General features: G+C 41.1%; 17 protein-coding genes. 3 read left to right on the top strand and 14 right to left on the bottom strand.

Annotated elements, in window-relative coordinates; all coding sequences use genetic code 11:
* Positions 1–99 precede the first annotated feature (99 nt).
* The 10 genes from NST45_RS11240 to NST45_RS11195 all read right to left on the bottom strand — a co-directional run bounded on the left by NST45_RS11240 (position 100) and on the right by NST45_RS11195 (position 8221).
* Positions 100–1038: an alpha/beta hydrolase gene (locus tag NST45_RS11240; RefSeq protein ID WP_076141279.1), complete on the bottom strand. Its 939-nt coding sequence runs from the start codon at positions 1036–1038 to the stop codon at positions 100–102.
* Between the two features lie 279 nt (positions 1039–1317).
* The gene (locus NST45_RS11235; RefSeq protein WP_036676956.1) at positions 1318–1530 is read right to left on the bottom strand and encodes a DUF896 domain-containing protein; all 213 of its coding nucleotides are present in this window, start codon (positions 1528–1530) and stop codon (positions 1318–1320) included.
* Positions 1531–1592: 62 nt separating this feature from the next.
* Positions 1593–2009 carry a MarR family transcriptional regulator gene (locus tag NST45_RS11230; protein ID WP_249267694.1) on the bottom strand — a complete coding sequence of 139 codons (417 nt, stop codon included), beginning with the start codon at positions 2007–2009 and terminating at the stop codon, positions 1593–1595.
* Positions 2010–2200: 191 nt separating this feature from the next.
* A complete protein-coding gene (locus NST45_RS11225) occupies positions 2201–3295 on the bottom strand; it encodes a HAMP domain-containing sensor histidine kinase (protein ID WP_036676951.1) in 1095 nt (364 codons plus the stop codon).
* Between the two features lie 81 nt (positions 3296–3376).
* Complete coding sequence (locus NST45_RS11220; RefSeq protein WP_036676948.1) at positions 3377–4015, bottom strand: ABC-2 transporter permease; 639 nt, start codon at positions 4013–4015, stop codon at positions 3377–3379.
* Between the two features lie 17 nt (positions 4016–4032).
* Entirely contained in the window at positions 4033–4668 is a 636-nt protein-coding gene (locus tag NST45_RS11215) for an ABC-2 transporter permease (protein ID WP_076141280.1), read from the bottom strand.
* On the bottom strand, positions 4661–5530 hold the full coding sequence (locus tag NST45_RS11210) for an ABC transporter ATP-binding protein (RefSeq protein ID WP_076141281.1): 870 nt from the start codon (positions 5528–5530) through the stop codon (positions 4661–4663). Before NST45_RS11210 ends, NST45_RS11215 begins: the two co-directional genes overlap by 8 nt.
* The gene (locus NST45_RS11205; RefSeq protein WP_076141282.1) at positions 5527–5907 is read right to left on the bottom strand and encodes a GntR family transcriptional regulator; all 381 of its coding nucleotides are present in this window, start codon (positions 5905–5907) and stop codon (positions 5527–5529) included. Before NST45_RS11205 ends, NST45_RS11210 begins: the two co-directional genes overlap by 4 nt.
* A 156-nt stretch (positions 5908–6063) precedes the next feature.
* Positions 6064–6741, bottom strand: coding sequence for a succinylglutamate desuccinylase/aspartoacylase family protein (locus NST45_RS11200; protein ID WP_076141283.1), 678 nt, complete (start codon positions 6739–6741; stop codon positions 6064–6066).
* Between the two features lie 181 nt (positions 6742–6922).
* On the bottom strand, positions 6923–8221 hold the full coding sequence (locus tag NST45_RS11195; RefSeq protein ID WP_036676934.1) for an alpha-glucosidase/alpha-galactosidase: 1299 nt from the start codon (positions 8219–8221) through the stop codon (positions 6923–6925).
* Positions 8222–8478: 257 nt separating this feature from the next.
* On the opposite strand from NST45_RS11195, the gene NST45_RS11190 reads away from it, so the two are divergent.
* A complete protein-coding gene (locus tag NST45_RS11190) occupies positions 8479–9342 on the top strand; it encodes an AraC family transcriptional regulator (protein ID WP_076099101.1) in 864 nt (287 codons plus the stop codon).
* Positions 9343–9352: 10 nt separating this feature from the next.
* Here NST45_RS11190 and NST45_RS11185 read toward each other — a convergent pair whose 3' ends face one another.
* Positions 9353–9883: a GrpB family protein gene (locus NST45_RS11185; RefSeq protein ID WP_235219390.1), complete on the bottom strand. Its 531-nt coding sequence runs from the start codon at positions 9881–9883 to the stop codon at positions 9353–9355.
* A 39-nt stretch (positions 9884–9922) separates the two neighbouring features.
* Positions 9923–11143, bottom strand: a complete 1221-nt coding sequence (locus tag NST45_RS11180; RefSeq protein ID WP_339825599.1) for an MFS transporter — start codon at positions 11141–11143, stop codon at positions 9923–9925.
* A gap of 187 nt (positions 11144–11330) precedes the next feature.
* Here NST45_RS11180 and NST45_RS11175 point away from each other — a divergent pair, with 187 nt between their 5' ends.
* Both NST45_RS11175 and NST45_RS11170 read left to right on the top strand, forming a co-directional pair.
* Positions 11331–12110, top strand: coding sequence for a GNAT family N-acetyltransferase (locus NST45_RS11175; protein WP_076223765.1), 780 nt, complete (start codon positions 11331–11333; stop codon positions 12108–12110).
* Between the two features lie 24 nt (positions 12111–12134).
* The gene (locus tag NST45_RS11170; RefSeq protein WP_036676925.1) at positions 12135–12443 is read left to right on the top strand and encodes a DUF4190 domain-containing protein; all 309 of its coding nucleotides are present in this window, start codon (positions 12135–12137) and stop codon (positions 12441–12443) included.
* A 76-nt stretch (positions 12444–12519) separates the two neighbouring features.
* Here the strand turns inward: NST45_RS11170 and NST45_RS11165 are convergent, their stop codons facing one another.
* Both NST45_RS11165 and NST45_RS11160 read right to left on the bottom strand, forming a co-directional pair.
* On the bottom strand, positions 12520–13710 hold the full coding sequence (locus NST45_RS11165) for a Ger(x)C family spore germination protein (protein WP_076273240.1): 1191 nt from the start codon (positions 13708–13710) through the stop codon (positions 12520–12522).
* Positions 13703–14806, bottom strand: coding sequence for a GerAB/ArcD/ProY family transporter (locus NST45_RS11160; protein ID WP_076106749.1), 1104 nt, complete (start codon positions 14804–14806; stop codon positions 13703–13705). Before NST45_RS11160 ends, NST45_RS11165 begins: the two co-directional genes overlap by 8 nt.
* Between the last annotated feature and the right edge of the window lie 19 nt (positions 14807–14825).

Below are 14825 nucleotides of genomic sequence, written 5' to 3'. Positions count from 1 at the left end.
AATTGCTTTGATAAATTTATCATTTTTTTCTAAAGGATTCACTTATTTGAAAATATAAAAAAAGAAAAGCCTGTATTAGCAGGCTTTTCTCATTCATTTTTACTTTATCTCTCCCAGAAAGCTTCTAAAGTTCTCGACAATGTCTTTAGATCGGGTATGGTGCAAATAATGCTCCCCATCAAGCAACATCAATTTCCCGTGTAAGGAGTCTTTAATCTGTTCTTTATGCAGGGATTCCCAGCCTGGAACATCCGTATTGTCTTTCACTAGGAAGAAAATAACAGGAAGATCTTTAGGGAAATTTAATGTTTCCGTGGCTTTGAAATTGCTTTTAAAATGCTCTGCTTCGCTGATGATATTAGGATTCATCATGTTTTTAAGTGAAATCATTCTATTTTGTTCTTTAGTTTCCTCATCATCACTTGGTGGAACGATTTGGGCCGGGTTGAGTTTTACCAGCAATCGCATAAATCCTGATTTTTTAAGCAGCTTATAGGTTCCTGATGGAAATTCTTCATCGTTGCCCCCTTGTGTGGGTACGCTGCTGTCGATGCCTACGAATGCACTAACTTCGTTTTCGTATTTGTTCACATAGTCCAGTCCGTAAATTCCTGCTATAGAGTGTCCCATCAGAATATAACGATCTATCTTTAATTCTTGTAAAGCTTCATGAAGCTCACTCACTATATTGTCGACCGTTCGTTCTTTTGTGGTGACATCACTTAGTCCATAACCAAACGGCTCAACTACTACAACTTTATAGAAAGGAGTCAGTTCATCTACAAGTGGTTTGAAATCAATTACGGGTGATGCGGTTCCAAACCCTGGGAGTAACACGACCGTTTCCTTGCCTTGCCCTTGTATGGTTACATTCATCTTTTTCCCGTCGACAGGTACAAGCTGACCATAGGGTTCTATTTTTCCTTTCTCCACTTTATTGCTGATCACATTGACTGTAAAAACGATGACCAGAAAAAGTGCTAGGAGGAGGACTATAGCGACTATTACTTTAAGTAAAATTAATAATGTTTTCTTCATACTTTCATTTCCTTCCTTGATGTTTCTTTTAGTTTCTCCAACTTCTGCACCCCTTCTTGTTATCCCTTATCTTTTGTCTATTCCATTCTATCAATCCAGTCTTAGATCCTGTGTAACGCAAGTTTAATTGATTCTTAACTTTCAACAGCCCCTAATGATAACGATTTAAGCTTCTGTTAAGATTGGAATAACAAAAAAACACCTTTAGTTATCCGTCGATTAACCATAGGCTAATCTAACGTTATCTAAAGGTGTAGTTTCCACTTATTAGTTCATTGATTATTTACGCGCTGCACGAAGCTTCTCAGGGGTTACATCGTTTCCATCCGGATCTAAAATTGTCACTCCAGAAAGACTATTACGAACTTGTCCACGAATTTCACGCAGGTAGTCTTCACGCAAAGCGATCTGTTCAACCCATTCGCCTTGTGTCAGACCTACTTCACGTTCTTTCTTAGCTAATTCATTGATGCGAGTCAAACTTGTAATCATCTATGTTCCTCTTTTCTTAGTTTTAATTAGCTTACTAACGGTTATGGCGATTAGTTCCAGATTCAAGCTAAATTATCAGCCATTTGTTTCATAAGTCTTCTTAATAATAAACGTTCTTCAGGTATAATTCCGGCTAGTAATTTATTCAGCTGTTTGTTCCAGATCTGTTCCACAGGTTCGCAGAGATTACGTCCGGCTGGGGTTAGATACACTCGGCTAACTCTGCCATCTTCAGGATCTCTTTTTCGAACAACAAACCCATGATTTTCAAGAGATTTCACCATATTCGTTATGGTTGGAGGCTCACAATTCAAGCGTTCACTTAGCTGTATCTGTGTCATTCCATCTGTTCTCCATAACCGGCATAATAACTGTTCTTGACCCACATGAAGATTAAGTTCTCTAAGCAGCTCTGCATAATCTCTACGCATTTCCGCTGATATTCTATCCAGTAGTTCCCTTATCTCATCTTCTATCACAGATATTTCCTCCGTACTGCCATACAAATTACTTAGCAAGCTAATAATATCACGATTTATTAAAAATTTCAAATAAATGTCCGGTAACGTTCATCCTGTCTGCTGACCAAACCATTAAAAAAGGAGTAAAACCACAAGATCACGTAGATCTTGTTTTTTTACTCCTGCCCAGTCAACACTTGACTTCGTTCTCAATTATTTTGTGGAAGCCGCACTTCAAACATCGTCCGCACTACACTGCTTTGTGCAGAAACTGTTCCAGCATGTTGTTCCACAATGTTTTTAGTGATAAATAAGCCCAGTCCCGTACTCCCTGTGGGATGCGTTCGCGCTCGATCCCCGGTGTAGAACATATCAAAAATACGCGGCAGCTCTTCCGGATCAATACAATCTCCATAGTTAATAATCTCAATAACGACTTCGTTTTCTTCTAAATACCCATGAATATCAATAAATTGACCGTCGCTTCCGTATCGCGCTGCGTTAGTGAGAAGATTCTCAAATACACGTGCCAGCAGCTCACCGTCACCCTCTATCTTCAGAGGTTGGGTTACATCCAAGCGGGAAGTAAGACCATTTTTCTCAAAAACGGGATATAACTCTTCATTTAATTGTAAAAGAAGCTCACTAAGGTCGATCGAGGTTTTCTCAAGCGTAAGCTTACCGTAGTTCATTCTTGTAATTTCAAATAGCTCATCAATTAATTTTTCCAAACGTTGAGATTTAGTATAAGCAATCGTTGTGTAATGTCTGGTCTGTTCTGGCGTTAATTCATTGTCCTTAAGGATAAAATCCAAATAACCTATAACTGAGGTAAGTGGAGTACGCAGATCATGTGCCAGATTTAACACAAGTTGATCTTTACTGCTCTCCGCAAAGTCTCCCCGCTCAATAGCTTCCTGAAGATGATCAATAGCCAGATTGATATCATGGCCAATAAGGCCGAATTCATCTTTAGAAGGGATATCCACCCGCTCCGAGAAATCACCCGACGCCAGCTGATGGATCCCTTTCGAGATTTCCTTGAAATAATTTGCATATGGTTTAGTAAATATAAAAAAGAATAAGATGGCCAAAGGAATGAAGATAATCAAAAACGCATTAACATCACCGATATCCCGCATCAAGTAGCGAACTTTAGTCAATGGATTTTCTAATAAGACCTCTGATCGATAATATCTCTGCAGAATTTTATAGATTGAAAAGGTAATTCCACCGGATACAAGCATACTGGCCATCAGCAGCATAATCATTTTTGTACGAAAGCTATAAATCATTTTAGGCATTGGTTGTATACCCTTCCCCTACTATTTATCTTTGTAGTGACAATGGTATATGAATTCATTCAAAATCTCAAATCCTTCGAATTAAAGATCTTTCCGCACAAAAATCCGCAGAGAAATGATATATGAACAGCTAAGCAAGAATATATAAGCCAGCCCTAGGATTATAAAGGGAATGACCGTACCTTTCACTCCAAAACTTAGCCATCTGTTCACATCAGGTATCCACTGGATCAAAAAGCTAAACACGTTCGGGCCAAACATAACAATCATCATAAATACAAGATTAACCACTTGTGCCCCCTTTGCCCCTAACCAGTAATGAATCGGTAAATAAAGCATCGCAAGGAGAGGGAAAATGGATATCGTAATACCAACCTCTTGCCAAAAATGAGGGGTTACGGCTTTACCTGTCACAACAATCAGGAGATAGGTAAAGGCCGTTGCTGCCAGCCCGACAAGAGCAAACGGAAGGATCGAAAAATATTTGGCACGGACAAGCTCTTGTCTCCGTACAGGGAGATTAACGAGAAACCGTTGCGTCATCTGCTGAGTATCCATTGAACAGGAGCTTATCAATAACAGCATAGGTGGCATTACCGTAAATAAACTGAAGCTATGATAGTTTGAGTATGCTATGAAAATAAAGAAAGGGATTAGCAGCATCAGAAATTTACGCAAAAGAATGAAGTCTTTTTGAATTAAAAAAAATGATTTATACACTTTACGTCCTCCTTAGCTTATAACTCTTCCTTGCTAAACAATCGTAGTGAAATCCTATAAGAGCAGTACAATATGAATAGATAAACAATCCCTGTCAAACCAATCGGCACCAGATGATCCTGCAGCTTTAAATGGGTAATTGTTAAGAAAAAGGATGAATTTGAGAGTGAAGATCCAGTGTTTAGGGTGGTAATCGTTATTACTACATTAAAAAGGATATTGAAGTAATAGTTTTTGGAACCAAGCCAATAATGAATCGGCAGATAAATAGACGCAGTCAAAGGAATCATCAGTAATGTTAAAGATACCCCTATCCAATAAAACGGGCTAATGGAATATCCAAATGAAAAGGAAATTAGTAACAAAGCTAAAGTGCAAACCAAACCGATGAAACAATAAGGAACAAGTGATAAGTATTTAGCCAAGATAATCTCTTGCCGTCTTACTGGCAACCCTATAACAAACTTTGTGTTGTTATTCTGTGCATCCATAGAACAGGAGTATACGAGCAACAGTAAAGATTGAAATGTAGCAAACATGCTGGAGTTATCCAGTTGAACATATGCGATAAACAAGATACTCAAGAGAAATATAGGGATAAAATTCCGCAGGAGAATAAAGTCTTTTCGAATCAGCAAAAAGAGATTAAACATACAAAGTGTTTCCCTTTACCGTAAAATACATGATTTCTTCCAGAGTAGGTGTTTCGCATATGGCATGACCCCTAAAGAAGTGTTCCCCCTCAGAGCGATTGTTCAGAAGACCCTCGAAACCAACTTCCGTCTCTCTAAGCCCGATGAACCATTTTCGTACATCCCGATCAAGCAACTCTTTATTGCCTTTTACCAGCATGTATTTGTTGGCTAGAGATTCTTTCATTTCATTAAATACTAGGCGCCCTTCATTCACAAAAACAATATAGTCTGCGATCCGGTCCAAATCAGTCGTATTATGCGTTGAAAAAAGAATAGACTTCTTCTCATCCTGGATATGCTCACTAAGCAAATCAAGCAACTCTCTTCGGAATATAGGATCAAGTCCTGCAGTAGGTTCATCCATAATGAGCAGATCTGCACCATGTGATAAGGCAATAGCGAGCGAATACTTCATTTTCATTCCTTTGGAGAGCTCCTTAATCTTTTTCCGCGGGGAAAGCTTGAACATCTCTATGTATTTCCTATACGTTTCTTGATCCCAACGACTATAAAAAGGAGCAATAATCTTACTCATCTGATCGATGGTTAATTGATCGTAAAAGTAATTCTCATCGGAGACATAGCCAATCCGATCCTTATTCTCTGCTTCATGGATAGACATCTCTTGATCAAAAATCTTGACGCTGCCGTGATCAGGAAACACCATCCCCATCATCATTTTAATTAATGTTGTTTTCCCTGCCCCATTCGGTCCAATTAGCCCCGTGATATACCCTTCTTTGATTCCGAACGTAAGTTCGCATAGGCTAAAATGGCCATATTTTTTAGAAATTTGGTCCAATTGAATGACTTCTTTCATTCTGTCTCCTCCTCATAAAGCAATTTCAACATCTCACTAAACTCAGCAAAATCAATCCCCAGCATTTTACTCTCGTCGATAATCCCCTTCATTTTGTTCTCCATAATCCGTAGCCGTTGTTCCCGAATAAACTCCTGATCTGCACCAGAAACAAAGGAACCTTTCCCCACAATTGAATTGATAAGCCCTTCTCTCTCCAGTTCTTCATAGGCTCGTTTCGTTGTAATTACGCTAATCTGCAGCTCTTTGGCTAATAGCCGGATAGAAGGTAATGGGGTGCCAGACACTAACTCTCCTTGCAGAATCATCTGGCGGATCTGGCTGACAATCTGTGCATAGATGGGTTCACCGGAAGTGTTGGATATCAATATGTTCATGGAATTGTGCCCTCACTCCTAGTTTATGTGTTATCATTGTATATATGTAATATATACACTATACTCAATGTTGTCAATTACCTTTCTTGTATCGGCAAAAAAGCTGATTCCTAGGATCTAAGAACCAGCTTACATAGTTATCAGATATTTTCTTCATCACAATAATCCAGCACTTTTTAAAAAACGGCTAACAATATCTATCTGATAGCGAATCCGTAGGTCACGATCAAGGCTCCAGCAGGTTTCCACAGTAAATGCTTTAGCTCCTAATATACGGGTAACGGCTGCCCTTGAGGAGCCGGGGCGCTCCCGTAAACGGATATTAAAATGATAAGCGGTTTTGGGAATCGTTCGATTAATGCCTTTGATGACACGTTTTGCTGTACCTATTCCTCGGCTTCCCGGAGTGACGATGATCGACTGGCCAAGTCGCTTCGGATTTTTTTGTGACAACCCATTTGCTTCATGAAGGTCCAGAAACCAGGTGGGACGATATCTTAGTACTAGCTGTAGCAAAGCTGAAGCTAATGGATGTTTTGCCGCTGTTTTGCTGAAACGTGAAAAGGTGCGATTTAAATCAGGTACACCTCTGATCCGTTTGCGGTAAGCTTTTTGATTCAATAGAGGAACTACAATGATCGTGCCCCGGTGTATATACAACCTTCTCTGGTTAAAACGTTCTACAATGATCTGTGCGGCACGAATACTTCCTGTCTCATTCCCATGTATCCCCGACACCACCATAAAGACAGGACCAGGAAGCTCACCTCTAATCACATAATAAGGGGTAGCAAAAGCTGTGGACGATGCTAAGGTATAGCTTTCAACGATCATAAAGGATCACCTCCACATTTAGATAATCCATATATGTGTATTCCGATATACCCCAGTTGTCCTAGACATATAAGCAAGAAGAAACGACGTTGTCTTTTTTTAAAGATAACAATCGTTTCTCGTAGAAATATATTCAAAAAAAGCCTGATTTCTCAGGCTTCCTTAGTCCTAACTAGTTAATTTATTTATACGCCGGGAGCCAGTCTCCATGGGCTGTGATCAGCTCGTCGCACATATTTGTAATGTCATCCATCGACAATTCAGCTGCTGTATGTGGATCGAGCATTGCGGCGTGATAGATATGCTCTTTCTTATGGGTAATCGCTGCTTCGATCGTTAACAATTGTGTATTAATGTTTGTACGATTCAGTGCGGCGCACTGTGGAGGCAGATCTCCCACGTAGGTCGGAGTTACTCCGCTTCTATCTACTAAACAAGGGACCTCTACACATGCTTCATTTGGCAAATTGGTGATAAGACCTGTGTTCATAACATTGCCACCTATTTTGAAAGGCACATTAGTTTCGATGGCTTCCATGATATAAGACGCATATTCATGCGAACGTTCATGTTTAAGTTCTTTGTTATTAACCAATTCTTCCCGCATTTGTTGCCAACGTTCAATTTGATCTACACAGCGGCGTGGATACTCGTCGAGTGGAATTTGAAACCGTTCGATAAGCTCAGGGTAATTACGTTTGATAAAATAAGGATGATACTCTGCGTTATGTTCCGAAGATTCCGTAATGTAGTAACCGAATTTAAGCATCATTTCATAACGGACCATGTCTCCGTGATGTTCTTTTTGCTTCTCAGCTGCACGGCGTTTAATTTCCGGATACAAATCCTCGCCGTCTTTAGTAACCTCCAATAACCAAGCCATATGGTTAATCCCAGCGATCTTAGCCTGAACACCTGTCTGATCCATACCCAGATGCTCGAACAAGCCCGGAATACAATGCTGCACACTATGACATAATCCCACCGTCTTTACACCGCCATAGGTATTCATCACATTGGTCAGAACTGCCATAGGATTCGTATAGTTCATAAAGAGTGCGTCCGGACAAACCTCCCGTACATCCGCAGCAAAGTCCAGCATCACTGGAATAGTACGCAGGTTACGGAATATCCCACCTATGCCAACTGTGTCCGCAATCGTTTGCCGCAAGCCATATTTCTTCGGAATTTCAAAATCTGTGATGGTGCAAGGATCGTAACCTCCCACTTGGATTGCATTAATGACATATTTAGCTCCACGCAAAGCTTCTTTACGATCCGTATAGGATTTCACAACACAAGTGCTGCCGCTGCTCTCTTTTATATTATTAAGCATATTCTCGGAATCTTTAAGGCGTTGCAGATCAATATCATACAGGGCAAGTTCAAACCCTTGCAGGGCTGGCGTTCTCATACAATCTCCCAACACGTTTTTGGCGAATACGGTGCTACCCGCTCCGATAAATGTAATTTTAGACATATGAAATATTCCTCCTTATAGGTGAGGTGAACGGTGTTAACATCGCAGTTTTATGGAGTAGAGTAAACTATAATTCCCTTATAAACACTAGGATGTTAGATCATAACCGTCTGCTCTCTTCACTAATCACTATAAATGAGAGCGGTCCCAATGAGTATGGAGAAATACAAGAGAAATATGGACGTTTGTTGCATTTGTATATTCAATCCTATACTCTAAATGTATTATAAAAGCAATCTTGGGGAGGTCCTAAGTGAATGGCTTCAGAGCATTATCATTTTACAGCAGGGTTTAATCTGGCTCCCGATGATCATGACCTATCTGTATTATTCAGCGGAGAAGGCAAGCCTGTTCCTGGCCATAAAATGGGCCCCTCTGTTCATGATTACTATCTCATTCATACAGTAATTGATGGTAAAGGTGTTTTTCAAAGTGGCAGTAATTCACAGGGATGTAGTAAGGGGGATACCTTTGTAATTTTTCCGGGTGCGTTATTTAGCTATCAGGCAGACATGGATCGTCCGTGGACATATGTATGGGTGGCCTTACAAGGGGAAGCGGTTGAACAGCTACTACACGAAGTGGGAATTACAAGGGACAAGCCAATAATCCACTTAGATAACCTAATAGAGATACATAAAATATATGAACATATTCGTTTATCCTTTCAGCAATCTGCTTATCCTCGACTGGAGAGCTTAGAAGCTTCGGGTTGGCTGCGGCTGCTAGTGCACAAATTCGGTGTTGCGAACATAAGTTCGCTTTCCTCTCAATCGATAGAATTACCGGATGTTATCGACCGCCAGATCGATCAAGCGATCCGTTGGATTTCTCTGCAGTTTCATCAACAGATCAGTATCGACCATATGGCATCGTCTCTAGGCTATCATAGAGCGCATCTCTCTAAAGTCTTTAAACAAAAGATCGGCATGTCTCCCAAACAATATTTATTAAAGGTTCGTATGGATAACGCAAAAAAACTGCTAGGAGGAACGCTGACCATCGACCAGATCTCTTCCTCGGTCGGTTTCAATGACGCGTTATACTTCTCCAAGCAGTTTCGTAAGTGGAGCGGCATGTCTCCAAGTGAATTTCGAAATCATCTTCGAACGGGCAAATGATTGATCTTTCTTACGTTTCTTTCATGGCTTTAGATAAAATAGAGGTAACAAACGTTGTCTTTCCTTCACAATAAGCATCAATGTCATAACGATGTTGTTCTGCCAGGCGCTGTTTGACCTCTGCATACGCTTGACGCGCTGCTGTATTCGATCGCAGATAGTCTCTGAAAGCGATATGCTCCAAGTAGCCTTTTCCATCCTTAGGGCAAACATACAGATGATATTTCATAAACCCGTCATCCTGAAGTCTTTGAAAAGCTTCTCTGCCCTCTATTCCCAAGTTCCCTTGGTGTTCATAACCACGCTGTTGTAAACGTTCGATGATTTGTGGGAGTACATCGTAGCTTTCCATCACAAGATCTAGGTCGATGATAGGTTTAGCAGCCAGCCCTTCAATGGAAGTACTGCCCACATGCTCGATAGAAATAATAAGATCTCCGACATAAGATAAGAGCTGTTCTTTTAATCTATTGAATTCTGCCTTCCACTCTGGGTTATACGGGACAACCTCTATAACTTTCGTCTTCTCAGCGATGATCAAACACCTCCCGGGTATAATAAAAGGTAATATAATACGTTTCTAGCTAATCTCCGGTATATCCTCTTTCTCGATCACTCTATAGACTATCCATATACATAGAGCGGCTACAACAAGCGTTCCCCCCATTAAGCAGACGCCACTCCAGCCCCAATGCTGCCATGCAAAACTTCCCAGCGTGGATCCAATCGCTCCACCTGTAAAAGTGCTGACCATAAAAACAGTATTTATACGACTTCGAGCCGCTGGTTCAAGTGCATATATCCGTGTTTGGTTACTGACCTGTGATCCCTGTACCCCAAGATCCAGAATAATAACTCCTGCAATCAAACTCCAGATTGTAAATCCGGCTAAACCAAAAAATCCGTAAGCAATCAATGTAATTAACAGTAGGATTCCTACAATCTTTTTGGGAGCAATTCTGTCTGCTAACCTCCCGATAAATGGAGCACCAGCAGCACCTGCTACACCAATAAGACCAAACAATCCTGTGATTGAGCTACTGTAGTGATAAGGTTCTCCTTCCAGAAAGAAAGCTAGAGAAGTCCAGAACACACTGAAGCCGCCAAACATGCAAGCCCCAATTAAAGATGACTCACGAAGCGTCGAATATCTGAGAATCAGTTGCCCCATTGATTTCAGCAGATCGGAGTACGAAGAATTATTGTCTGGTTTCGTTGCCGGGATTAGCCGATAAAGAATAAGGGATAGCAATAACATGACTACTGCGGCAATCCAGTACATCGCCCTCCAGCCGAACATATCCCCTATAATTCCGGATATTGTTCTTGCTAGCAGAATACCAAAAAACAATCCACTCATTACTGTACCTATAACCTTCCCCCGTTCCTCCGGTAAAGCTAACTCAGCCGAGAGAGGAATGATGACCTGCGGCACCACCGTAGTTATGCCGATAGCAAAGCTGGCGATATACATCCAAGTGAGGTTTTGTGCGGTAGCGAAACCAATTAGGGACAGTGATACAGCAATAAGAAGTCCGGATATCAGTGTTCTGCGTTCACGAATGTCACCTAGTGGAACAAAAAATAACATTCCCAGCGCGTAGCCGATTTGAGTAAGCATCGATACATATCCCACTGCGTTAGAGGAAGCATTAAATGTGCGTCCTATCTCAGCCAGGAGCGGCTGATTATAATACATATTTGCCACGCTTAGCCCTGATGCAATGGCTAGAATTAGGATGAATTGCTTAGATAGACCTCCTCCTACACGAACAGCAGCGCTTGTGATAGATTGTGTCATGAAATTATGTGCCTCCGTTCACGTATGCTGCTTCAAACAGCGAGCTTTATTTTCCCTAATATATTATAGCAGTCACTGTCAACCTTCTTTTTTCAATAGATTAATGATTAGTAAAGGAAAAATATAAATATCTGCATAAGTACAATTTATAGTAAAATATATAAATCTGAGCTAGGAGTGGATGGGTGTGCACCAGAACGAACAAATCATAAACAAACTACAAAAGAACCCCTTAAAGAATGTTAGCTTGTTAAAAATGTTAACCTCCTTCCACGAAGTCATGGAAACACATCTAGTAGAGCAAGGTGAGCAGTGGGGTGTTGCTTTACTTCTTCCAGCCACAGCATACGCATATGATCATAGGGTATATCCTCAAGCGGATTACATCGTATTTTTGGATTACAGCTGCCCCGATATATTTCCAGCATTACTAACGCTGCTCCCCACAGAGGCGAAGCTTGTTTTTAAACTACAGGATGTGAAGTACCAAGAGGCACTGTCTGCGCATTTTTCTTTAGAAAAAGTTCGGGGGTTTTTCTCTTACAGCACAACTGAGGGGTTAAGGTATGTTAAGGACAAAGAGGTAACAATCAATCATTCATTTGACGACAGACTACTTCCACTTTGGGCTGCTAACCATTACAATAAGGAAGAAATTGAGGAATATTTCCAAAAAGGAGCGTTTTCCGTTTCAATCTTTCAGGGCGACAATCCGGTTAGTACCTGCCTAGCGTTCCGCAATGAAGAGCAGATTTGGGAAATCGGCGCTGTACATACTTTAGAAGCATTTCAAAGATACGGATACGCGAAAATGGTAGTTCGCACAGCCATACAAGAAACGTTAGAACGAGGCTTTATTCCACGCTATCACGTCCTTGAAAGAAATCAAGCGTCCATTCGTCTAGCTGAATCTATTGGACTTGTCCCTTGTGTGCAGCTAGAGCACTGGATTAACTACATTCAATAACAATTTCTATTGGAGGTGATTTTAATGAGCTATCCACCAAACGACAATTTGAACTATTATCAGCCTCCACCCCCTCCGGCACCAACGAATGGCAAATCAATCGCTGGTTTTGTCTTGGGAATCCTCTCCATTGTTGTGCCTTATATTGGTTTTCTGTTAGGAATTATTGCGATTATTCTATCCGCCTTATCGCTGAAGGAAATCCGTAATCGTTATGAACAAGGCAAAGGCTTAGCGATTGCAGGTCTGGTATGTGGAATTGTGGGCACGCTGATGTACGCAATTATTATATTATTCGTCGTTGTGTTTGTTTTTGCAGCTTCTACTTACTAACCACGAAAAGGATCTCAATAGCCATCATCGGCTGCTGAGATCCTTTTTGAGTTAACACGTTTATCAAGTGAACCCTTCATTCAGTCGTGGAACCAAAATCGGTGATTTTAAGCTTTACATCAAAGGTTAATGGCATCCGAATAAATTCCTCGTCCCAATGATCCTTGACCTTTTTCCAAACCTGCGGTTTTTCTATGCTGAACCAATTTCCGAACCCTGCCACATCTACTTTATAGGTGGAATGCATTTTGTGAATAAGAGCATTAATTTTTTCGGTCAATCTCTCCTCGAATATCTTCTCCAATTCTTTGAAATAGGCAACTTCCGCGGAATGTTCATTATCATCCCAATGCTCAATAAGACGTCCATCAGACTCAATCGCAACATGAAAGGAAAACTTCTCATCAGCAGTCTCCTTCAGTGTAATCTTGCTCTTGACTGATTTAATCTCATAAGTAATTGCTTCGTTTGACTGATCATATGTTTTGATGCTCCCGCCTTTAACATCGCCTTTGATCCAGGCAATACTCTCCACATCCTGTTGGTTCAGATTGCCGATCCAATATCCTGTGTCTCCCTTGATAATACCGGCGCCGGAAAACTCCACCTCACCATTTGCCTCAATAACGTTCTGCAAAACAAAGCTTTGCTTCGAATACATCAATGCATCTAGATTCGACAATGTTATGCCCTTCATAACTTTACTAGTCCTGAAGTGGTTATGGACCATGTCCTCCAGACGAAAAGAAGGAACCTCCTCTGCTGTCGTGTTTAGCGTATCAGACGCACGTCCTTGGCTAAGAAAGATGAGGCAGCTAGGGCGAATATCGTTATCACGCAACAGAAAGTCCATTAGCCGTCGGATTTTCTCCTGTTGTATCAATTTCTCGGATATGACAACAACCTTGAGGTGATGGCCTATAATCGGACGGTTCTTGCGGATCGAAATCTGGCGGAATACTTCAAGCAGGGAATCTCCAGACTCTGAAATATTATGGAAATGAGTTTTGGGTGTTTCACCTTCTTTGCCGGAGTTTCCAATTACATTTTCAGGCACAATTTGTACCGTAGCCGTCAATTTATTATGCTTAAGGTAACTTCCTCCGAGTTCCTCAAATTTCTTTTCGACTGTTTGGGGTTCCCCCTTGTCAAGCGCCAATCCCGTATAAACACTCAAGTCTTCAATTTCCTTACTGCTCCAGCAGCCGGACTGCGTAAGCAGAATCATAAATACCAATAGTAAGCGAATAACCTGCTGTCTAAACATTCTGCTTGAGTCCTTTCTTCCTAATGATTAATACAATCGACAATAACAGTGGCAGCAATATAAAGATCAGCACACCCATATAGCCAATCGCATCACCAAGACTGAAGACATCATTGATGCGTTGAGGGATCATCGTACAGATGAAGATGATGGGCATTAAAGCGAACATAACCGGATGGATCTTTAGGTGAAACACCTGGGAGATTCCGAGTGACGCATTAAAGAAAAAGCTGCAAAAATTGCAGAACATCTGCATCAGCCAGATAACCAGCAACGGAAATTCAAATCGTTCAAAAAAGAACCCTGAAATTTCAAAGCTCCGCACCAAATCTATCGTCGGCCAGGTGCTGGAGATTACAGAATTAATAGATAAGCCGCCGATAACCATTACAACAGTAACCAAATATAATACAAATGGTATGCTTAAACCAACCAACATTCCCTTGACTGCTTGCTGTGGATGCTCCATAAAGGCCGTCATTGTCATCACAACCTCACAACCGGTAAAGATCAGGATGCTCGACTTCATGCCTCGGATCACCGGGATCATACCTTCACTCAGAAAAGGACGCAAATGCTGGATATCAAATATTCTGGTACTTAAGATATAACAAATTATCAGGATAAAAATACTGATCGGAAATACAATCTGAAACACGCGGGCCATGGAATTAATCCCACCATACACCAAATAAGTGCCCACCCAGATGAACGGCATCACAATCGCCCAGATCGGTGTCCCTTCCAGAAGAAAAAACAATGTTACTTCCGCCAAAACGCGGATTTCGAAACCCGCTATCACAATAAAGTACAGAATCAATATTGTACTCATTACACTGCCTGGAAGATTCCCAACAATTCTTTTAGAATACTGAAAGACAGTCTTCCCTGGAAATTGCTGGCTAAGCTTCACCATAACCAATATCACCAAAGATACGGTGATACCTCCCAGCACTACTGAAATCCAGGCATCGGGAGTCTGTACAGCCTTAACAACATTTCTGGGCAAAGTCAAAATTCCCGCACCTAGCATTGAATTGGTCAAGATTATGGAAGCCTGCGAGGTTGTGATCTTGTCATCAGTTCGTTTGAACACTGTGGTCTCCCCTCTGCTC

Source organism: Paenibacillus sp. FSL R7-0163 (assembly GCF_037969975.1).
Classification (GTDB): Bacteria; Bacillota; Bacilli; order Paenibacillales; family Paenibacillaceae; genus Paenibacillus_AQ; species Paenibacillus_AQ odorifer.
The sequence above is the reverse complement of the archived record's forward strand: the minus strand, read 5'-3'. Positions and strand labels throughout refer to the sequence as shown.